Here is a 20,093-nt window from a genome sequence, read left to right on the forward strand (position 1 = left end):
TTTTTTTACTATTTTTCAAAAATGCTTTCTCCCAAAGAATATAAGGCGTCGACCGACGCCGAGCTGATCCAACACTATAAGGTGTCGGGGGCGTTGGATATTTTGGGGGAATTGTACAACCGCTACATGTCGCTCACCTACGGGGTGTGTCTGAAGTACCTGAAAGACAGGGAGGAAAGCCGCGATGCGGTGATGCAGATCTTCGAAAAGCTGGTAAACAGTTTAAAGGAGCACGACGTTGCTCATTTTAAGAGCTGGCTCTATGTAACAGCCCGAAACCACTGCCTGATGCAGCTCAGGGCCCGAAAAGGCAAGAATTTCGAAGAAATTTCACCTTTTCTTATGGAAGACAGCCCCGCAGTGCATCTGGAGGATGAACCGGACCTGGAAGCCAACCTTTCGCAGCTGGAAAAGTGCATTGGCACACTGGCCGCTGAACAGAAACAGTGCGTGGAGTTGTTTTATCTCCAACAGAAGTGCTATAAAGACATTGGCGACCTGACCGGCTACGACGCAAACAAAGTGAAGAGTTATATTCAAAACGGAAAACGCAACCTGAAGCTCTGCATGGAGCAACATGGCTGACCTGAAAAACGATATCGACAAATACCTGAAGGGCGAGCTTAGCCCGGCAGAAATGCACGCGCTGGAAAAAAAGGCGCTGAACGATCCTTTTTTGGCCGATGCCCTAGAGGGTGCCGGTGAAATACAGCCTCCACAATTTGAGGCCGACCTACATGATTTACAGCAGGCTCTCCAACAACGCATCGGCAGAAAAGAAGAAAAGAAAGTCGTTTCGCTTTGGGTTTGGAGCGCGCGGATTGCTGCGGGGCTTGCTGTTGTCGCGGTTGCTTCCGTTATCATTTTTCAGCTCACCCAACGCAACAAAAGCGAGCAGCTGTCGATGGTCCAGGACAAGGACATGACACCCGCGCTCCCGAAAGAAGAACCGGCGCCCGTGCCTGAAGTAGAAAAACCCATACCCTCGCAGCCCTCGATCGTGGAGGAGAAACCGAATCCCATTGCATCTCGAGAAGATCGGAAAACTACATCCACGGCTTCGGAACCCGCATCCGAGGGTGTCAGCACAGTTGAACTTCCCGTCGTTGAGCTTGAAGACTCGGAACCCGTCGCGAAAAATGAGTTGTCGACGCAACCTACCGAAGCCGCTGAGGAAAAAGCAGAGCAATTTATCCTAAAGGACAAAGCCGATGGCTCACTGATACAATCCGACGCCAAAAAGAAACGTGTCGCTCAAAATGAACAAGCTGCTCCGGCGGCAATGGATGGGTACTTTAATTCTAGCAATGCCGATAATCATAGCGTTGACAAAAAATACAGCATCGATAAAAAAACTTTCCCCGATTCAACGACCTTCCTATTCAAACCGACTCCAGGCATTGTGGCCGGAGTGGGTGCCAGCAAACCAAAAGTGGTAACCGGGAGAGTGACCGGTGAAGATGGCGAAGGGTTGCCCGGCGTGAACGTGATGATCAAAGGCTCCAGCGTCGGCACCGTCACCAATGCTACCGGAGATTACCAGATCACGCTACAGGAAAACGACAAACTCGTATTCTCCTACATCGGCTACACCGGCCGGGAAGCCGACACCCAGAAAGACAAAGTAGATGTAGAAATGGACGTGGATGCCTCCCAACTCAGCGAAGTGGTGGTGGTGGGCTATGAACCCGCTTTCGACAAAGACGAGGAACGCGCCGAAGCCCTGGAGCTTGCCAGCCCGGAAGGTGGCCGGCGCGCCTACAAACAATACCTTGAAAAAAATCTGACCTACCCACAGCAGGCCATTGAGAACAAAGTGGAGGGGCGGGTAACTATCCAGTTCACCGTCGAATCCACCGGGTTGCTTTCGAATTTCTCCGTTTTAAAAGGAATCGGTTCGGGTTGTGACGAAGAAGTGATCCGCCTGGTGCGCCAAGGCCCCAAATGGTATCCCACCAAACGCAGCAACGAGGCCGTGCGCGACCGGGTGAAGGTGAGAATGAAATTTGTGTTACCCAAAAAATAAATCCTCCACCAACCCTCACGCATGTTCTCCAACCGAAAGATCATATTGCTCATCGTGTTACTGATCACGGTGGCGATCACGGCCTATGTGATCGTGGTGGTTATTCCCACCCGACTGGCGGAGAAAAGCTATGCCGGCGCAAAGCAAATCGGCCACGACATCGCCGCCGCCTTTCATGTGACACCCGAAATCACCGTGAACAACACCGTGGTGCTGCAACAACAAACGCCCATCCTCGAAGTGGCTACGCTCTCGCAAAAATTTCAACACCACTATGCCTGGACAAACACGATGCTGGGCAGCACCAAAAAGATCGACATCACGGGCACGTTCGAAGCCAAGGCCGGCTTCGATCTGAACAAGCGGTTCAGCATTACCATCGACGACACAAAAGCTATCGTCACTCTCCCCCACGCGCAACTGTTGTCGCTGGAGCCCATGCCCGACGTAAAGTTTCAAGATGAGCACGGCTTGTGGAATTGGGTGCATCAGGATGACCGTTCGCAAGCCATGAATGCCTTTACGCGCGATGCCCGCGCGTATGCAGAGCAAGGCACCTTTGTGAGTAAAGCGCAAGCCGAAATGGAAACGAAGCTTCGGGCCATTTTGAAAGGGCACGGCAAAGACGTGGAGATCCATTATGTGGAAAGCGCCCGGATCGAGAAATTATAAGCCAAAAAAAAGGACCGCACCTTCCGGCACAGCCCTTCCAATCTGGGTTGAATAAAAAATCTTATACTACTTTTTTGCGTATCAATTTCGCATACGTCCGGCTCACCGGGAAACTCTTGCCGTTTAGCATCTTCACCACCATGCCGCCATTGAAATGTTTTTCAATTTCTTTCAGGCTGTTGATGTTGATGATCGTGCTGCGGTGGACGCGGATGAACGTTTCGGGATTCAAGATCTCTTCCAGTTTACCAATACCGGAAGAACTCACAAACTGGTCGTTCTTTGTCGTGAGGATGGTGTAGTCGCCGGAAGCTTCCAGGTAGACGATTTCCTCCACGGGCAGATTGAGCAGCTTCTCCGATTTTTGCACGAAGATGTGCGAGTCGTAGCTGGTCTTGTTTTCGGTCTTCAGGTTGCGCAACAGTTCCCCTACGTTGTTCTGTTCCACCTTCATGCGGTTGATGGCCCGCTCCACGCCGAGCTTGAAGCGCTCCTGGTCCAGGGGTTTCAGAATATAGTCGACCGCATTTTTTTCAAAGGCTTTGATGGCATACTGGTCGTAGGCCGTGCAGAAAATGACATAGGGATCGTGCGTGATCTCGTCGAGTACGTCGAAGCCGGTCATGCCGGGCATTTGGACGTCGAGGAACACGAGGTCGGGTTTCAGTTTGTCGATGGTTTCCACAGCGTCCTTTCCCTTGCTGGCTTCGGCCAACACCTGGATGTTGGGCATCTGTTGCAAATATTCCTGGAGAAGATCACGTGCTAACTTTTCGTCGTCTACTATAACACAGGTTATGTTCATACTGCTTTGCTATTTAATTCGTCTATGGTTGATGATACTTGGTTTTGCTGTTCGGCATCTTCAAACGGAATGAAGAAGCTCACGGAATATCCCCACTCGTTCGACCGTATGCGGAGCCCGGAACCTGGTCCGAAGATACTCTTTAATCGCAGATCGGTGTTGTTCAGGCCCACTCCGCTGGAACTTCCGTCCATTACTTTCTTGGCGTTGGAGCCCAGCCCGTCATCTTTAACCTCAAAAAAGATCATATTGTTAAAGCGCTTCACGGTGAGAATGATGGTGCCGCCGTCGTCTTTGGGAGCGATGCCGTACTTTACGGAGTTCTCCACCAGCGGCTGGAGGATCATGGGCGGGATTTCCACCCCCAGACAGGTGAAATCCACCTGCTTCACAAACTTCATGCGGTCGCCAAAGCGGACCTGCTGAATGCGAATATAGTTGTCGATAAAATCCAATTCGTGGATGAGCTTCACCATCTGGTCGCCGTGCGAATCCAGGGCATAACGGAAGATGTCCGAAAGCTGGGTGATCACTTTGCGGGCCTGTTCCTTGCTGGAGCCGATGAGGGTGTTGATGGAATTGAGGGTGTTGAACAAAAAATGGGGGTTGATCTGCGACTTCAGCAGCGAGATCTGCATTTCTCGGTTCTTCAACGATAGCTCGCTCTTTTCGGCCTCCCGCTTCTGCAAGCCTTTGAAGTAACTGATCACATAATACACCCCTACGGTGATGATGTATTGGTCGTGAAAATGCAGTCCCTCCCAGCGCAACAACCCTTGCAAGTGTGCCAGCCACACGTCCCACCCGATATAGCCTTCCACATAATTTTCCAGATAATACGACAGCGACCCCATGATCAAAAAGTGCAGGGTCGCCCCAATGGCGTGGCCGGCCACCTGGACGTAAATACTAAACTGGAACAGCCAGTTGGAGTAAAAAAAGATACCGATGATGAGGAGGCAGAGGGCCTCAAAAAGGTAGAGCGCGTTCCAGAAAATGTAGGTGTGTGGTGTGTTCAGCTCCCATTCAATAAAGGTTCCAACACCATAATTTATGGCATACCAAAAACACAGCCACAGATAGGCTTTCTTCCAAATGCGCGGTATATCCTCTAAAAATTTCAAGGGGTACAAATTGTACATTAAAGTTACGGAATGAAACGTAAACCCGTTCAAAGAAAGATTAACGGGGGTAAATCTTCATTTTCGGGGAATATCCTACAGGGAGTTTGAAAGACGGGGGCAAATAGCCATCTTTCGTCTTTCAGGACTTTTCATGAGGGTACTACTCCTTTTCGCGGCAAGTCTCCTGTTTTTTGGCGCCAACGGGCAAAAATTGACCCTCTCCGCCCGGGTGCTCGACAACGAAACACAGGAGCCTCTAACCTATGCCTCCATTGGCATCAAGGGCAAACCTATCGGGACCATTTCCAACCTGAATGGGGAATTCGATTTTCATTTTCCAGCGGAATACCGCAACGAGCTGCTCATCATCAGCATGATCGGCTATGAGAATTTTGAGGCCCCGATCTGGTCGTTGCTGGAAAACGACACCAAGATGATCCTCATGTCGAAGTCCACTACCGTGCTCCCTGAAATCGTGGTGACCGACTCGCTCACCGGCGGCGAGATCCTGCAGGTCGCCTTGGCCCGTGTGGACCAAAATTTTCCCATGCAGCCCTTCATGCTGGATGGCTTCTACCGCGACGTGAAAAAAGTGGGCGGCACCTACATCAGCCTCCTGGAAGCGGCCGTAAAAATATTCGATGAGAACTATGCAGAGCCCCGCAACAAATCCAAACTGCGCGAGCGCGTGAAGCTGGTGGAAGTGCGCAAGAGCCTGGGCTACGACAATAAGTTTACCACCTATTTCGGACAGCGCAACTTGCTGGAAGACCTGTTGCTGCACAACAACATCCGGTACCGCCAGATCGACGTCGACGATGAATTTCTGAGCAGCATTGTGCGGGAAAAAGATTCGTTCTATAATGATCAGGAAATTTATGTGGTGTCGAACACCAAGGATTTTTTCCTGCAGGTGTATATCAATAAGGCCGACTATTCCATCCTTCACCTGGAGTTTGAGATCAGCGGCGATAGCCAGGAGAAACGGAAGAACCTGGTGAGCAAGTTTGTCTCCTTTAAGAAGTCCATCGATTTTAAGCGGTATGACGGGAAGATGTATCTCAACTACATCACGGTGACCTCGAAGGAGCGTTGGTATGAAGCCTCTACCGATCAATTCAAATTTGAGACAGAGCTGGTGCAGCATTTGCTGATCAACCACGTGCTGCCCAATCCGTTGTCACGGATCGGGACAACGGAGAAGATGCGGAATTATGGGCTGCAGTATCAGGACTATCCGTACAATAAAAAGTTTTGGGACGAGTATAACGTGATCAAAGAGACGCCAATCGACCGGAAGGTGTTAGACGATTTGGAGAAGATCGCGCCGTTGGAGAAACAGTTTGAGAATAATTGACGAGGCTTGCGTTCAAGATGCACGCTTTTCTACACCGAACTTCTTCATTGCCTCGGGACTGACAGGCGTGAAGAAATTTATCAAATTACCATCGGGGTCGCGGAATAGTAGCGACCTGTTTCCCCAGGGCATCGTCATCGGCTTTTGCACAACCTCACTTGTTAGGTCTTTAATCCTCTCGTAGTCTTCATCTACGTTTTCAACGAGGAACTCTATGATCACGCTCTTATTACCAGCTGCCTGAGCAACCCCTTGGCCGAACAGGCTTAGCGTTCGCGTACTCCCTATCGCAATGGTGAAAGAATTTGAAGCTATCTCTGCAAAGTCCTCTGTCGACCACCTGGCCGATAATTTCATGGCGTCTTCAAAAAATTGGACTAACCGTTTGATGTCCGCGGTAATAATTCTGATGGATGTAAAATTCATGGTGTGGTTTTGCATTGTCATGATCGTTTAAATTGATAACTGACAGGAACAATTTTTTAGCTGTTTCTGCCTTCCTTGAAACAAAACAAAGTACGATCACTGTCAACCCTATGTCAGGAGAAAACGAAAACCTGATTATTTTATGACCATATATCCAACCAACCCTACGATTTTTTTCACGCGATGCCACCGATTTCTGCTTTTCTTCTGATCAGATAATCTACTCCTATCTCAGGTCTTTGAGGTTGGCGGGTGTAGTCGCTGGGAGAGCTGTGGTGGTGTTCTTTGAAGCAGCGGGCGAAGTAGGACAGGCTGGTGAAGCCCACGCGGTAGGCAACTTCACTGACGTTGCCTACTTTTTTGTGAAGCATTTCGGCGGCGCGCTGCAGGCGGAGACGGCGCATGAAGTCGTTGGCGGAGTAGCCGGTGACGGCAATGAGGCGGCGGTAGAGTTGCGCGCGGCTCAGGCCCATTTCGCGGGCGAAGGCGGCGATGTTGAAGCTGCTGTTCTCCATATTTTTTTCGGCGACAGCCATCACCTGTTGCAGGAAGCGCTCATCTTCCGAGGGCATGTTGGCTACGGCGGTCGTTTGCGTGGCGGTCTTGCTATATTTTTGCTGGAGCATTTTGCGCGATTGAATGAGGTTTTGAATCCGCATCTGCAGCTCCAGGAAATGGAACGGGCGGACTACAAAATCGTCGGCCCCCAGGTAGAGACCTTTCATCTTGCTATAATGGTCCGTTTGCTCCGACAGGAGAATGACGGGAATATGACAGGTGCTGTTTTGTTGTTTGAGTTGTGAACAGAGCGGCATGCCTTCTTCGGTGAGCATCATCAGCTCGGTGAGGATGAGGTCGGGCATAACCCGCTGCGCGAGCGCGAGGCCGTGTTCGCTCGTGTTAGCCAAATGCACGTTGTAGTTGTTTTGGAAAACGGTGGCCAGCGAAGCGGCGAAGCGCTCATCGGCATCGATGATGAGCAGGGTGCAGCGGTTATTGGAACGCGGCTCGGCGGATAGCGACAGGAAGATCTCCGGTTCGCTGAAGGTGGGAAAAATATAAGGTTTCATAAGGGTGTTTGTTCGTGCTTGATGAAGACCCGCGGTCGGCGATCCCAAACATTTTCCCACACGCACCTCCCCCGCTCTCCTCCTCATTCCCTCTTATCCCTGCCTTCATGTTTAAAGATGTAAGCCTGCTTGGTGCAGGTGGCGGCCGCTCCAACAGGCCGCGAGAAACTTCGATTCGAAAGTAATGGGTGGGCCGCGCCGCGCCGTGGCATATTCTCCTATCCCCGAAATAATCTTAATGGAAACTAACCCGCAGATCGCCCGACAGGGGATGGAAAGGCGCGGAGATTTGCATTTTTTGCAAATGGCCGCAAACTTTAGTAGTATTATTTGCAAATGATCCTCACAGACAACATCCAATCGGCCTTTTTAGACCAGGTGAAGAAACGCCTACCCCCTAATCTTTCCATGGCCGACGAACTTTCAGAGATCCTGAACATCAGCCGCGACAGCGCCTACCGCCGGATCCGGGGCGAAACCATCCTTTCGCTGGACGAGGTGAAGACGCTTTGCAACCGTTTCGGAGTGTCGGTGGATGCCCTGCTGTCACCTTCTAATGAGATGGTGTCGTTTCACTATCGGGTGGTGGATTCGCAGCACTTCACGTTTGACAAGTGGCTGAAGTCCGTTTTGAATAACCTGGAAATGCTGGTGCCGTTTGCCGATAAGCAGCTGATCTATTTTGCGAAAGACATCCCGGTGTTCTACTATTTCAATTCGCCACTGATGGGGCCGTTCAAAATGTTTTTTTGGATGAACTCGGTGTTGAAAGAAGAAGGATACCAGAATGTGCCCTTCTCGCCCGACCTGATCCCGAAGGAATTAATTACGCTAGGGGAAAAGATCTGGAAGCGTTATTCGGAAACACCGCGTATTGAAATATGGAGTGAGGAAACCTTAAACGTGACGTTGCGACAGATCGAGTTCTATCATGAGTGTGGGTTCTTTGCCGATCCAAAATATGGCGTGCAGCTTTGCAATGAATATATCGCGCTGGTGCAGGAAATTCGTTCGTGGGCGAGTGTGGGATTTAAGGCGAGTGTCGAGAATAAATTTCACCTCTATAAAAACGATTTGCTGATTGCGGACAATACGATCTTGTTTCGCATGGGGGATAAGCGGGTGACGTTTATTCCTTATAATACTATGAATATTCTTACTACAACACAGGAACCGTTTTGTCAGCAGACGGAAGATTATCTAATTAATCTGATTAATAAGTCGGTGCTGATCAGCACGACAGGAGAAAAGGAACGCGCAAAGTTTTTTAATCAGATGGAGCAGAAGATCGTGCAATTGAGGAATCGTATCGGCTGACGCTTTCATTTAATTGACGACACATTGATCGCCGGAATATAGAAATCCAGGCGTTCCTAAAAATGCATCAGCCCAACTGGACCACATGGTGGGTTCCGTTGGGCTGATTATTTTTTTTGAAGCAGCACCAATGAAGGTGTGTCAATTCAGTGGGGCGTGGGGCCGCTGATTACTTCAGCGTGGCAAGCGCATCCTTCATGCGCTTCAGTGCTTCCTTGAGGTCCTTTTCGGAGGCGGCGTAGGACAGGCGGACACAGTTGTCGTCGCCAAAGGCGCCGCCGGGAACGAGGGCTACGTGGCCTTTCTCGAGCATCCACATGCAGAAGTCATCACCATTTTTGATGGTGGTGGTGCCGTCGGATTTGCCGAAGTAGGCGCTCACGTCGGGGAAGAAGTAGAAGGCTCCTTCGGGGAAGTTGGTTTTCACGCCGGGGAGTTCTTTCAATAATTTATAGACGAGCTCGCGACGGTTGCGATATTCGGCCACCATCTTGTTGGTGGGCTCGATGTCGCCGGTGATGGCCGCGAGGGCGGCGCGCTGGGCGATGGAGCAGTTGGCGGACGTTACCTGGCCCTGCACTTTGTTGCAGCCGTCGGCGATCCATTTGGGGGCGGCGATGTAGCCTACTCTCCAGCCGGTCATGGCATAGCCTTTGGCAAAGCCGTTGACGGTGATGGTGCGGTCGAACATGCCGGGGAACGAAGCAATGCTCACCTGCTCGCCGGTGAAGTTGATGTGCTCATAGATCTCGTCGGCAATGATGATGATGTCTTTGTGTTTGAGCACCACGTTGGCGATGTCCTGAAGCTCTTTGCGCGAGAACACGGAACCCGTGGGGTTGCAAGGCGACGAGAAGATGATGAGTTTGGTCTTGGGCGTGATGGCGGCATCCAGTTGGGCGGCCGTTACCTTGAAGTCATTTTCGAGTTTGCCGTTCACGATAACGGGTGTGCCTTCCGACAACCGCACAAGGGCGTCGTAGCTTACCCAATAGGGTGAGAACACCACGCATTCGTCGCCCGGATTGAGCAGCGCCAGCATGGCGTTGGCGATGGATTGCTTGGCGCCGTTGGAAACGACGATGTTTTCGGCTTTATAGGGTACGTTGTTTTCTTTCTGATACTTGGCCGCAATGGCTTCGCGCAAATCCTGGTAGCCGGGCACGGGAGGGTAGGCGAAATACTTTCCTTCGTCGATCGCTTTCTTCGCGGCCTCGCAAATGTGTTGAGGCGTCTTGAAATCGGGCTCGCCCAGGCTGAGGCCGATCACGTCGATACCTTTGTTTTTGAATTCACGAGTCTTTGCCGCCATGGCCAGCGTGGCTGACTCCTGGATGGCTTCGATGCGGTTGGAAAGTTTTGTTGTCATAGTTGTTCAAATGAAAGCGGGCAAAGAAAATAATTAAAATCGGAAGTTGGAAAATATCCGCCGGTGTTAACGGAGAAATTTTCGAAGAGGTTTCTGCTAACGAAAGGTAGTTAATGTGGTGAAGAAAAAAATTCCGCGCGGCTTTTTAGCCGAAGAGCGTGCGGCCGATGATGCTCCGCCCCAGCGTGATCTCGTCGGCATACTCGAGGTCGCCTCCCACGGGCACACCGCGGGCAATGACACTGATCTTGAGAGAAAGGTCCTTAATGCGGCGGTTGATGTAGAATGCGGTGGTGTCGCCTTCCATGGTGGGACTGAGGGCAAGGATCACTTCCTTGATCTCGATCTGGCCCTGAAGCCGCTGCACGAGACTTTCGATGTTGAGGTCGGCCGGGCCGACACCGTTCATGGGCGAGATAACACCGCCGAGTACGTGGTAGGTGCCGTTGTATTGGGCTGTATTTTCAATGGCCATCACATCCTTGGAATCCTCCACCACACACAGCAGGGCGCGGTCGCGGCGGTGGCTTTGGCAGATGGAGCAGACGTCGTGGTCGGAAATGTTGTGGCAGGTAGCGCAGAACTTGATCTGGGTGCGCAGCGTGGTGAGGGCCTCAGCGAGGGCCAGGGTGTTTTCTTCCTTGTCCTTTATGAGGTGAAGCACCAGCCGCAGGGCTGTCTTTTTGCCGATGCCCGGAAGTTTTGCGATCTGGTTGACGGCGTTCTCAATGAGTTTTGAAGGATATTCCACCCGGGTTGTTTGCGTTTACAAAAGATTACAAGATCCTGGCGTCGATGCCGGCTTCACAAATGGCCTCGCGCATGGGCTTGAGAAAATCGAAAGTGCCCATCTTGACGGCACACTTGCCCTTGTGGTGGATGAGCAACGTGCATTGCTCGGCCTGTTCGGGTGTGTGCTCGCATACGCGAATCAGCGTGGCGATAACGTGTTCGAATGTGTTTACGTCGTCGTTGAAGACCACGAGGTCCATCTGGTCGATGGTTTCGGTGGCTTCCATTACCTCTACAAGTACTTCTTCCTGGTAAGCGGGCTTCATGGCTTTCTGGAAATTTTCAAGGATACAAAGGTAGCTATTTTTCGGGTTTTTGGCCAGGGTGGGATGGGGGCGTGGATATACGGATTTTTCGGGGTGGGGAACGGCTGGAACGGTGGGAATGCTGAATGGGATTTGTTGGTGGGACACCAACAAATGGGTTTAACCGAGGCTTGGAATGGTGGGGATGAGGGAATGAGCGGACTTGGGAATGGGATAGCTTTTTAAAATGTGGCGTTGTTTGTTGTGCGTGTTGCTGAAAGATCGGGCCGCCAGGCTCACCTCCGGGAGAAGGGGATTTGGATTTTAGGGGATTTACTGATTGCTTGGCATCCGAAAAAAACGCTTTACAGTATGACTCCTGGGCTGGTGGTAACGATCATGATCGTGTATTTCGGGGTGCTTATTTTGATCTCCGTGATCACCTCGCGGGGGGCGGACACGACTACTTTTTTTACGGCCAACCGGCAGTCGCCCTGGTACCTGGTGGCGTTTGGGATGATCGGGTCGTCGCTGTCGGGGGTGACTTTCATTTCGGTACCCGGGAATGTGGGCAAGATCGGGTTTGGATATTTTCAGGTGGTGTTGGGATACCTGGTGGGCTATTGGGTGATCATCGGGGTTTTGATGCCCTTGTATTACCGGTTGAACCTGATCTCCATCTATACCTATCTGGAGCAGCGATTTAGTTTTTGGTCCTATAAAACAGGTGCTTTCTTTTTCCTGATCTCGCGCACCATAGGTTCGTCGTTACGCTTGTACCTGGCCGCGACCGTGCTGCAATTATTTTTGTTCGATGCGTGGCACGTTCCCTTTGTGGTGACGGTGGCGACGACCATCGTACTCATTTGGGTCTACACGTTCAAAGGCGGCGTGAAGACCATCGTGTGGACCGATTCGTTTCAAACTATTTTTCTGATCACGGCCGTGTGCATCGCCGTGTGGCAGATCACACAACGCATGGGGTGGTCGCTGCCGGAAATGGTGACGACGTTGAAAAACGGACCCTACACACGCGTGTTTTATTTTGACGATGTTAATTCGACGATGTTTTTCTGGAAACAGTTTCTTGGCGGAGCGTTCATTGCCATTACCATGACGGGAATGGACCAGGAGATCATGCAAAAAAATCTGACGTGCAAGAACCTGGGTGAGGCACAGAAAAATATGTTCTGGTTTAGCCTGACGCTGGTCGTCGTGAATGTTTTGTTTCTGGCCTTGGGTGCGCTGCTCTATTTGTACAGCTCAGCAAACCACCTGGCTGTTCCGGCTGCCACCGATGAGTTGTTTCCTTCCCTGGCGATGCATGAGCTGGGATTGGCGGTAGGAGTTTTCTTTTTGTTGGGGATAACGGCATCGTCATACGCCAGCGCGGATTCGGCGTTGACGGGGTTGACGACTTCTTTTTGTATCGATTTTTTGGATTTCAAACACAAGGATGAGAAGACAAAGAAGCGGCAGAAGTTTTTGGTTCACTTGGGATTTTCTTTGTTGTTCTTGTTGATCATCGTCGTGTTTAAAGAAATCAACAAGCGCTCGGTGATCGATGCGGTGTTGAATGTGGCCGGGTATACGTATGGGCCGTTGCTGGGGCTTTTTACCTTTGGGATTTTTACGAAGCGGGTGGTGCGCGATCGGTTGGTGCCGGTGGTTTGCGTGTTGTCGCCAATGTTGTCGTATGTGGTGAGTTCGAATTCGGAGGTTTGGTTTGGGGGGTATAAGTTTGGGCTGGAGATATTGGTGTTGAATGGGTTGATCACGTTTGGGGGGCTTTGGATTGTTTCGCGTGAGGGAGAGAAGGCTTTATAGAATGTGTGAGTCGTGATGGGGGAAGCCCTACGGGCTTAAAGGCAAACCTCAACGCGCAACCGAAATCAACCACAACAAAATTGTCCCTTTACTTGAGCGATGGTGAAATGTCTTTACGCCCAGCCGTGTTCTTGATGATGGGATGGGCTGAAAAAGGAAAAGGCCGATCCTCTGTTGAGAAGACGGCCCGATCCCGATTAAAAAACCAACCCCACTATCTTGTTAAACTTTGCTGGCCTAGACAGGGCCGGCGGAAGTTTAGTGTTTTATGTACTGATACTCGCGTCGCGCGCCACCTTTGGTGATGCGGATGGTGTATGTGTCGGTGGTTGCGCTACCGAAGTCGATGATCATTTTACGACGCTCGAGGTTCTGCGTGGTGAGCAGGTTGCCGTTGGAAGCGTAGATCTCTACGGTGGCGCCCACAAATTTTTTCTGCGCCTTGAATACAAAGAATGTCCTATGCTTGGTGCTGCCGACCGTGATGGTCTCGTCGGCATGTTTGCCAGACGCGAAGGCCGTGGCAGCGGTGAACACGAAGGCCACCACTAAAATCCTGTGGAGAAGCTTCATAGGGGTCGTTCTTTGGCGGAGACAAGCCAAACCCTATGCCACGGGCGGAAAGGCCCAAATTGGGCTGGATTGGGGTGGTCGTTTATAAAAAAGTCCTGATACGGGACAAAATTTTCTTGATTTGGTAAACGGCCTTACAAGGCAAGCTCTTTGGAGGGGTCCCAAAAAACGGTTTTGAAGTCTTTGACCTTATCGTTAACCACCTTGATTCCTTCCTTTTCCAACCTTTTTTGCATGCTGTTGGGGTCTTTGAAGTGATGTTTGCCTGACAACAGGCCTGCGCTGTTGACCACGCGGTGGGCTGGCACATCGCGTGGACAGCCATGCATGGCCCATCCCACCATCCGTGCACTCGATTTCGCCCCCAAATAGTGGCCTATGGCGCCATAGCTGGTGACGCGACCTTTGGGGATCAGGCGGGCCACTTCATACACATCTGCGAAAAAGTCGTTGGTTGTACCTTTCTTTTTGACCGTTGGCATATCATAGAATTTTGATCTTGCTAAATTTACCCCTCTAAAATCTTAAACATCTTAAACATCTATTGTGAAGCGGTTCCATTTCATTGCTCTCCTACTCATCACCACCCTCTCCGTAAATGCTCAAGTTCAACTGGTCTTCCCCGACTCTGTGGGGTGGAATGTGTTGAACGAAAATGAAGAATTAAACTTCCAGGTCAAAACTCACCCGGACGTAAAAAAACATTTTTCGATCGAAGGTGTAGATGGCCTGGGCATCAACTTTGACTCGCTTGGAAATTTTAGCTGGAAGCCATCATTCGACCTGGTGGACCGCGTGTCGAAGACGAAAGATTTTTCCGTCATCTTCCAGGCGGCCTTTGCCGATGGCAAGCGTGAACGCAAAACGATAACCTTCACCGTGAAGCACGTGAACCGGCCGCCAGTAGTGGAAGAGTTGCCTGTTTTCTATGTGCGACAATCGAAAGAAAATACCTACCAGATCAGCAGCGACTTTGTTTACGACCAGGATGGCGACCCCATCTCCTTCCGCTCGTCGCAAACCCAGCTGCCCGAAGGCGCCACGCTCTCGTCGCAAGGACAGTTTACGTGGACACCATCGCGTTTGCAATTTGCCAACTTGAAAACCAACCCGCTCACCATCGAATTCATTGTACAGGATCAGCCCGACAAAGCGGAAAAGAAGGGCCAGCTTCACCTGGCACAAACCCAATTGGACCTGCCCTCCGAAATTCAAATTCTTCCGATCGATACACTCTTCACGATAAAAGAAGACGAGACGCTGAACCTGCGGATTTCCGTGAGCGACCCCAACGGCGACGACAATGTGCGCAGCGTGGGATTCATTGCCTCGGACAAACGCATCCCCACTGCGGCCTTCAAAGAAAACACACAACTGCTCTACGAGTTTACGTGGACACCCGGCTATGATTTTGTGGACGACGCACAGACAGCACTCACCCCCGAGCTCACTTTCTTTGCGCTTGACAAATCGAACAACCGCACCCAAAAGAAGGTCCGCATAAAGGTGCTGGACGCGGAGAACATGATCAAGAAAGATGCGCTCCTGTTTTCCAAATACCGCAGCAACCTGATCGACTGCATGGTACTGCTCCAACAACTAGACCGCAACCAAAAGCAACTGAACCAGGACTATAAGAAGGCCAAAAAGGGCAAGAAAAACCGCAGCATCGTGAACGCCAGCCTGGGTGCGGTGACCGGCTTCACGCCGATCATTGTGGATGATCCCACCAGCGCCAAGGCCGTGAGCGGAGTCGGTGGTACGACCGTGCTGACGCTGGGCACACTGGAGGCTACCGAAGTGATTGGCCGCAGCAAGGAAAATATCATGGACAAGATCAAGATCAACATCGACCTGCGCAACAAGGTCCAGTCGAGTGGCGATGATTTTGCCCGCAAATACGCCCTGAAAAACAGCCGGCGCAGTCCCGAATTTGACAAAGACATCGACAAGCTCCGCGCAAACCTGAACGACCAGCGCATCGTGCTGTTGGAACTGGACGCCTACAACAAAAACCTGGGCCACATCGACGACAAAGACATCAAGAAGGTGTTTTTGGACTATGGCGACGAGACGAAATAGGAGAAAGTTGTGGGGCGGGGTTTGCCAGAAAGCCAGAAACGGCTAGATTTGCACTCCCAAAATGCACCGCAACACACAGAGGAGTGGCAGAGCGGTCGAATGCGGCGGTCTTGAAAACCGTTGAACCGCAAGGTTCCGGGGGTTCGAATCCCTCCTCCTCTGCATACAGCTTCAAAACAGCCCCGAGAAACTCGGGGCTTTTTGTTTTTCGTAGGGCTGAGCCAAAACTGCAGTATTGAGCGAAGACATACGGAAAACAAAAACGAGCGAAGTGTTTTGGAGTTGTTTGACACGCCACCCCAAGGGATCACTGAAAGTAATCCCTCCTCCTCTGCTTGAAATCAATCATCCGAAATCAAAAGCCCCGATTCCCTATGAATCGGGGCTTTTTTGTTTTCATGGCATGTCAAAATATTCAACAGCGCTCATTCTCTAGGTGCCAGAAAAGGTGCCAGTAGATATTGAAAATCTACTGGCACCGAATCGTCGAAATCAGGCTGAAAAGAAAAAATTAAAGGACGCCCTCTCGAACGTCCATTCTGATGTGAAGCAAAAGTCCTTGCCTAGTTCGGGATAATGTTGACTATTTCAAAGACGTCAAGGGCAACTGCAACTAGTACTGTTACGCCAATAGCCGTTAATAATTTTGGAATCACTTCAAGCTGGATCTTAGGATAGGTCACGATATCACCCGGATCGCTAGGGTTGTAGATAATAGACAATTTCCTTCCTACTGACATTGGTGGATTAAATCCAATGCTTAATTGCTTGGTGATGAGTTCATTCTTATCAGTCATAAAATGAATAACCGGATAATATGTCCCTGATTCATCATCATTGATATCGTGAGCATTTTGGATTAGCGTAATTTCATTAGGACAATAAACACTTTTCACTATTTGTCGCTTCCGCCAACTTGCCTCTAGCTAAAATCCGTCTACCCGCCCTCCAAAGTATTACCCCAATGGTTATGCACACTAAAGAAAAAAATACAATCTGCCGCGTTATCATTCCCTATATTATTCATCAATTAACACGTGCTGCGAGTAAGCATTAATTGATTGGGTTACTTTTAAATTCTACGTTTTCTTCCTTCAAGTATTTTTTACGGTTGTAATCAAACAAGTCTACGTTCTCACATTCCATGCTATAAAGAACGTCATTGAAAATCTCCAAGTCAATTGCGGTGCTTTTACCTATGGCATTCTTGTACGTTAGGTCATACAAATAATCCTTTACAACAAAAATATAGGAAGTTGCTTCGTACTTCGATTTTCTTTCAGTTGCAACCTTTGCCCTGAATACCTCAATCCCTTCAAAGCAAAATTTCTTAAACTCTTTTGATCGCAAAGTTTCTTCGGTATTGCTTTTCCAGGATTCGTTGTACTGATATATATAGTCATAGACTGAAGACTTTAACTCCTTAAGGTTATATCTCAATAAAATTAAGTAGGTGTTCTCGTCATTGTCATCAACGTCAGCTTGAAACAATACGGGTGGCTCTACCTTATTGATCTGCTTAAGATGTTCTGGTATATTGAACTTTACACCTTGTTCATTGACGACACGCCATGTTGTGCTAATGGAATCGGCTTGCATTTTATAAACCCACTTACCCATTTTATAGCCGTCAGTATAGCTTCCACTTTTTGATACACCATCAACGCCACCGTAGTACGTCCAAAATCCCGTTTCCAATGTATCCCCATTGGCTACAGATAGTTGATTTTGATTTTGCAACGCTTGAACTTTCCCTTCCTTACTCCTTAATCCCTCACAAGACGAAAAAAGGATTACCCCAAAAAATAATATATGTTTAATTCTAATCATTGATCTGCTACTTTGGTCACCCCCTACAGATGCGCTACCACCAAATTTGATAAACCAGCCACCCGCTGACACTTTCTGTTCTGTTCTTACTCCAGTACCTGGCAAGGTTTTACATTCTGATTCGCTCTTTGGCAAAATTCAAGCAGCCGCCATGCGAGAAATTTGGCCCGTCTGCGACCTTTGTGGTTTTCCACAGGAACAAATCTAAAAAAATAGATTAAAGTCCGGGGGTTCGATTTCTTTTCACCAAATTGTTCTCCGGAAAATTGCAGTCAAAAGTGGTGAGTGACCTGGTGAGTCTACCTAAACCACGCTTCTAACGTATTGAAAATCAAAGCACTGAGGAGTGGTTCATTTCCCTCCTCCTCTGCAAACAGTTTCAAAACAGCCCCGAGAAACTCGGGGCTGTTTGTTTTTCGTAGGGCTGAGCCAAAACGGCAGTTTTGAGCGAAGACATACGGAAAACAAAAACGAGCGAAGCGAAGTGTTTTGAAGTTGTTTGACACTCACCCCACAAGGGATCACTGAAAGTAATCCCTCCTCCTCTGCCAAGCCCATACCAAACAAAGTCAAAACCTCGAAGCCGCAATGGATTCAAAGGGTTTTTCTCTTTCAGGGGTAGTCAAAGCATGCAATAGTAATCAATTCGAAGGTGGAGAATCGGAGCACCTGATAAAGCGATAATACCAGGTATACCGAATTGTCCACGATACCTATTTTCGCCAGTGTTTGAGTTGCAAGTTAAACCGAACTGCTAATTAAGACCTACAGCAACCAGACAGAGTTTACATAGACTCTAGTCGCATTCGATATATGGCAAAAAGTAGGCTCCAGATTCAGAGAATGTCATCACAAGTTCGCGCTTCTTAAAAAGTTCAAAAACAAGGCATTTCTCCTTTTCAATATCCAAAGGTCGCTTGACCTTAAGTAGGAATTTCACATACCTATCTCTTTTTTCTAATCCCTGCAACGAAAACACGACAGCACATGAATCGTCCGGTTGAAGAAGATACGGCTCCAATTTCTGTTTGAGTTCCTCTGGCAAAACCAACGGCTCCGCACGTCGCTTGAGTTCCAACATCGTCTTCACATAACCTTCTTTAAAATCAAGCCCCGCCTCTCTAAAAGTCGCAACTAGAAATCCGTTTCGAACAATTACCAGATTGGAACGATTGCTATTTGCAAACTTAACCTCCGCAACGGCAAATGGACTGGCCGAAGTTTCATCACGGAACATCGCAGTATAAAAACAAACATCGCTGTCAGTCAAGGTTTGTGCATTGATTTCAATTGACGCAATGCTTATAACAACAAACGCAATGGTGGTTAAAATCAGTTTCATTTTATTCAATCGTTCTTTCGAAGCTCTTCAACAGAATGTATGTACTGAGTGGGAATTAACATACCTCCATAACCCTATCTAAGGTTATCACCAGTCTTCAGTCTTGCTCGGTTGGAAAATTTACGTCGTCAATATCCTCCACAGGAACTAGTCCTCGATTTGGTTTTCCAGCCATATTGCGACCGCGGATAAATTTGACCCTGTTGAATTTATTGAACGCAAATGTATTTCTGAAGCCGAGAATGAAAATATCTTTATAATAACTTTTAATATTTAACTTTTTCCCTTTTTGTTCACGGGATCAATAACTCGGTTAGATTCAATTGAGAATGCATTGGAACTAAATTTCAGTACAAGATTTTATCGACCAACTGAACAATGATTTTCACGTACAAAAATAAATAAGTATTTGAATTCCCTTGAAAAAGGCTAACATTTTTCCTAACACATGTATCTTACACGGCGGTCCGAATAAGGAATTTCAAAGAATTTGATAGGCGTATATATATATCACGTCATGAAATATTAAAAAATTATTAATTCAGCTTTTGCAACGGTATCGGCATCGTGGAAAAGTGATTGAAAGGCTATTGTGCTGTTAGTGTCGCTCGTTCCTTCTCACCTATACCTACCTATGAATTCTGATTCACTTTCAGCCCATTGAGCATCAAATCGAGGAATTGACTTTGTTTGAATTTAATGGGCATGGTGTCATGGTCTGCTCTCATGATATCCCATTCCAGTACATTGATCCTTAATTCAGCTGAAAGCATGGGATCGATGTTGCTTCTGAATGTTCCTGAACGTTGGCCCTCCACCAAAAGATCATTTAAGTAAACGATCATTTCATGTTTATGCTGCTTCACCAGCTGATAGGCAGATGGGTAATACTTCCGGATATCATAAAGGAGAACAGCCCCCAAGGCCAGGGCTTGGTTGACGATGAACTCATTAAAAATTGAAAATCGAGCCGCCAACGTCCGCCCGCAGGTTTTCTGATTCTTGAGTTCTAGCCTGCTTTCTTCTACAAACTGTCTCACGACATCCGCGACGATTGCGTCCTTGTTGTCGTAGGCCTTGTAAAGCGTTTTCTTTGACACACCAAGATGCCCGGCAACATCGTCCATGGTTACGCGGTGTACTCCCCACTTTCCAAATAGATGTCTGCAAACCTTCACTATGCGACCTTTCTCCATACTCCTTTGTATATGTAGATGAGCCCATCATGAACTCCTT

The 20,093-nt window shown here is 48.9% G+C and carries 20 protein-coding genes and 1 tRNA gene; 8 read left to right on the forward strand and 13 right to left on the reverse strand.

The window, feature by feature from the left end; translation table 11 throughout:
• Nucleotides 1-21 precede the first annotated feature (21 nt).
• Genes BUB30_RS12875 through BUB30_RS12885 form a run of 3 tightly spaced genes read left to right on the forward strand, consistent with a single transcriptional unit; the run spans nucleotide 22 to nucleotide 2,698 of the window.
• Nucleotides 22-585 carry an RNA polymerase sigma factor gene (locus BUB30_RS12875; protein ID WP_073134226.1) on the forward strand — a complete coding sequence of 188 codons (564 nt, stop codon included), beginning with the start codon at nucleotides 22-24 and terminating at the stop codon, nucleotides 583-585.
• Nucleotides 578-2,026, forward strand: coding sequence for a TonB family protein (locus BUB30_RS12880; RefSeq protein WP_073134228.1), 1,449 nt, complete (start codon nucleotides 578-580; stop codon nucleotides 2,024-2,026). Before BUB30_RS12875 ends, BUB30_RS12880 begins: the two co-directional genes overlap by 8 nt.
• A gap of 21 nt (nucleotides 2,027-2,047) precedes the next feature.
• On the forward strand, nucleotides 2,048-2,698 hold the full coding sequence (locus BUB30_RS12885) for a DUF4230 domain-containing protein (protein WP_073134229.1): 651 nt from the start codon (nucleotides 2,048-2,050) through the stop codon (nucleotides 2,696-2,698).
• A 61-nt stretch (nucleotides 2,699-2,759) separates the two neighbouring features.
• Here the strand turns inward: BUB30_RS12885 and BUB30_RS12890 are convergent, their stop codons facing one another.
• Both BUB30_RS12890 and BUB30_RS12895 read right to left on the reverse strand, forming a co-directional pair.
• The gene (locus BUB30_RS12890) at nucleotides 2,760-3,503 is read right to left on the reverse strand and encodes a LytR/AlgR family response regulator transcription factor (protein WP_073134231.1); all 744 of its coding nucleotides are present in this window, start codon (nucleotides 3,501-3,503) and stop codon (nucleotides 2,760-2,762) included.
• Entirely contained in the window at nucleotides 3,500-4,627 is a 1,128-nt protein-coding gene (locus BUB30_RS12895; RefSeq protein ID WP_160143659.1) for a sensor histidine kinase, read from the reverse strand. Before BUB30_RS12895 ends, BUB30_RS12890 begins: the two co-directional genes overlap by 4 nt.
• Nucleotides 4,628-4,778: 151 nt before the next feature.
• Here BUB30_RS12895 and BUB30_RS12900 point away from each other — a divergent pair, with 151 nt between their 5' ends.
• Nucleotides 4,779-5,984, forward strand: coding sequence for a carboxypeptidase-like regulatory domain-containing protein (locus BUB30_RS12900; RefSeq protein ID WP_073134234.1), 1,206 nt, complete (start codon nucleotides 4,779-4,781; stop codon nucleotides 5,982-5,984).
• A gap of 12 nt (nucleotides 5,985-5,996) precedes the next feature.
• On the opposite strand, the gene BUB30_RS12905 is transcribed toward BUB30_RS12900, so the two are convergent.
• Entirely contained in the window at nucleotides 5,997-6,410 is a 414-nt protein-coding gene (locus BUB30_RS12905) for a VOC family protein (RefSeq protein ID WP_073135145.1), read from the reverse strand.
• 176 nt (nucleotides 6,411-6,586) lie between these two features.
• A complete protein-coding gene (locus BUB30_RS12910; protein ID WP_073134236.1) occupies nucleotides 6,587-7,480 on the reverse strand; it encodes a helix-turn-helix domain-containing protein in 894 nt (297 codons plus the stop codon).
• Nucleotides 7,481-7,816: 336 nt separating this feature from the next.
• Between BUB30_RS12910 and BUB30_RS12915 the strand changes: the two genes are divergently transcribed.
• Nucleotides 7,817-8,797 carry a helix-turn-helix domain-containing protein gene (locus BUB30_RS12915; protein ID WP_073134237.1) on the forward strand — a complete coding sequence of 327 codons (981 nt, stop codon included), beginning with the start codon at nucleotides 7,817-7,819 and terminating at the stop codon, nucleotides 8,795-8,797.
• A 169-nt stretch (nucleotides 8,798-8,966) separates the two neighbouring features.
• Here the strand turns inward: BUB30_RS12915 and BUB30_RS12920 are convergent, their stop codons facing one another.
• The 3 genes from BUB30_RS12920 to BUB30_RS12930 all read right to left on the reverse strand — a co-directional run bounded on the left by BUB30_RS12920 (nucleotide 8,967) and on the right by BUB30_RS12930 (nucleotide 11,185).
• Nucleotides 8,967-10,166: a pyridoxal phosphate-dependent aminotransferase gene (locus tag BUB30_RS12920; RefSeq protein ID WP_073134239.1), complete on the reverse strand. Its 1,200-nt coding sequence runs from the start codon at nucleotides 10,164-10,166 to the stop codon at nucleotides 8,967-8,969.
• 145 nt (nucleotides 10,167-10,311) lie between these two features.
• On the reverse strand, nucleotides 10,312-10,917 hold the full coding sequence (gene recR, locus BUB30_RS12925) for a recombination mediator RecR (protein WP_073134240.1): 606 nt from the start codon (nucleotides 10,915-10,917) through the stop codon (nucleotides 10,312-10,314).
• Between the two features lie 25 nt (nucleotides 10,918-10,942).
• Complete coding sequence (locus BUB30_RS12930) at nucleotides 10,943-11,185, reverse strand: ATP-dependent Clp protease adaptor ClpS (protein ID WP_394334000.1); 243 nt, start codon at nucleotides 11,183-11,185, stop codon at nucleotides 10,943-10,945.
• A 390-nt stretch (nucleotides 11,186-11,575) separates the two neighbouring features.
• Here BUB30_RS12930 and BUB30_RS12935 point away from each other — a divergent pair, with 390 nt between their 5' ends.
• Nucleotides 11,576-13,030: a sodium:solute symporter gene (locus tag BUB30_RS12935; protein ID WP_073134242.1), complete on the forward strand. Its 1,455-nt coding sequence runs from the start codon at nucleotides 11,576-11,578 to the stop codon at nucleotides 13,028-13,030.
• Between the two features lie 258 nt (nucleotides 13,031-13,288).
• Here the strand turns inward: BUB30_RS12935 and BUB30_RS12940 are convergent, their stop codons facing one another.
• Nucleotides 13,289-13,603 (reverse strand): hypothetical protein, encoded by a 315-nt coding sequence (locus BUB30_RS12940; RefSeq protein ID WP_143164883.1) that lies wholly within the window; start codon nucleotides 13,601-13,603, stop codon nucleotides 13,289-13,291.
• A 134-nt stretch (nucleotides 13,604-13,737) separates the two neighbouring features.
• Complete coding sequence (locus tag BUB30_RS12945) at nucleotides 13,738-14,085, reverse strand: MGMT family protein (protein ID WP_073134248.1); 348 nt, start codon at nucleotides 14,083-14,085, stop codon at nucleotides 13,738-13,740.
• A 64-nt stretch (nucleotides 14,086-14,149) separates the two neighbouring features.
• On the opposite strand from BUB30_RS12945, the gene BUB30_RS12950 reads away from it, so the two are divergent.
• Entirely contained in the window at nucleotides 14,150-15,685 is a 1,536-nt protein-coding gene (locus tag BUB30_RS12950) for a putative Ig domain-containing protein (RefSeq protein ID WP_084138059.1), read from the forward strand.
• Between the two features lie 77 nt (nucleotides 15,686-15,762).
• Nucleotides 15,763-15,847 (forward strand) — tRNA-Ser (locus BUB30_RS12955).
• Nucleotides 15,848-16,248: 401 nt separating this feature from the next.
• Here BUB30_RS12955 and BUB30_RS12960 read toward each other — a convergent pair.
• The 4 genes from BUB30_RS12960 to BUB30_RS12975 all read right to left on the reverse strand — a co-directional run bounded on the left by BUB30_RS12960 (nucleotide 16,249) and on the right by BUB30_RS12975 (nucleotide 20,053).
• Nucleotides 16,249-16,581, reverse strand: a complete 333-nt coding sequence (locus tag BUB30_RS12960) for a DUF3592 domain-containing protein (protein WP_073134251.1) — start codon at nucleotides 16,579-16,581, stop codon at nucleotides 16,249-16,251.
• A 157-nt stretch (nucleotides 16,582-16,738) separates the two neighbouring features.
• Nucleotides 16,739-17,620: a hypothetical protein gene (locus BUB30_RS12965; RefSeq protein WP_073134253.1), complete on the reverse strand. Its 882-nt coding sequence runs from the start codon at nucleotides 17,618-17,620 to the stop codon at nucleotides 16,739-16,741.
• Between the two features lie 691 nt (nucleotides 17,621-18,311).
• A complete protein-coding gene (locus BUB30_RS12970) occupies nucleotides 18,312-18,857 on the reverse strand; it encodes a hypothetical protein (RefSeq protein WP_073134254.1) in 546 nt (181 codons plus the stop codon).
• Between the two features lie 632 nt (nucleotides 18,858-19,489).
• A complete protein-coding gene (locus BUB30_RS12975) occupies nucleotides 19,490-20,053 on the reverse strand; it encodes a TetR/AcrR family transcriptional regulator (protein ID WP_073134255.1) in 564 nt (187 codons plus the stop codon).
• Nucleotides 20,054-20,093: the final 40 nt, after the last annotated feature.

Origin of the sequence: Chryseolinea serpens, assembly GCF_900129725.1 — a bacterium.
GTDB classification, from domain to species: Bacteria; Bacteroidota; Bacteroidia; order Cytophagales; family Cyclobacteriaceae; genus Chryseolinea; species Chryseolinea serpens.